We start from the raw sequence: 412 nt of genomic DNA, 5'->3' as shown, positions 1-412 counted from the left end.
AGCCTGAACTTCAGGGTGCAGCTTTACAGGAACGTTTGTATATCCCAGTGTGCGGATACCGTCTTGGAGCTCCAGTTTCCGTTTATCCACTTTAATCTTATGCGTTTTTTGCAGCGCTTCTGCAATCTGCTTGCTTGTGACAGACCCGAAAAGGCGGCCGCCTTCACCGGATTTGGCACTCAGCTCAACAGTCAGCTGTTCAAGCGTTTCTTTCAAATCTTTCGCTCTTTCAAGCTCGGCAATCGCTTCTTTTTTCTCTTTTTCTTTCTGTCCTTTCAATGCGCTGATGTTTGTCGCATTTGCTTCGACAGCGAGGCCTTTTTTAATGAGAAAGTTATGTGCATAACCGTCTGCTACGTTTTTCATTTCGCCTTTTTTTCCTTTACCTTTTACATCTTGTAAGAAAATAACC

At 43.9% G+C, this 412-nt stretch carries 1 protein-coding gene; it reads right to left on the bottom strand.

Annotation, left to right across the window (positions count from 1 at the left end):
• Nucleotides 1-412: 50S ribosomal protein L9 (gene rplI, locus ACTD9P_RS30150; RefSeq protein ID WP_438870504.1), on the bottom strand; the 412-nt coding region annotated here is incomplete at both ends.

This window comes from Pseudomonas onubensis (assembly GCF_965653655.1).
Classification (GTDB): Bacteria; Pseudomonadota; Gammaproteobacteria; order Pseudomonadales; family Pseudomonadaceae; genus Aquipseudomonas.
The sequence above is the reverse complement of the archived record's forward strand: the minus strand, read 5'-3'. Positions and strand labels throughout refer to the sequence as shown.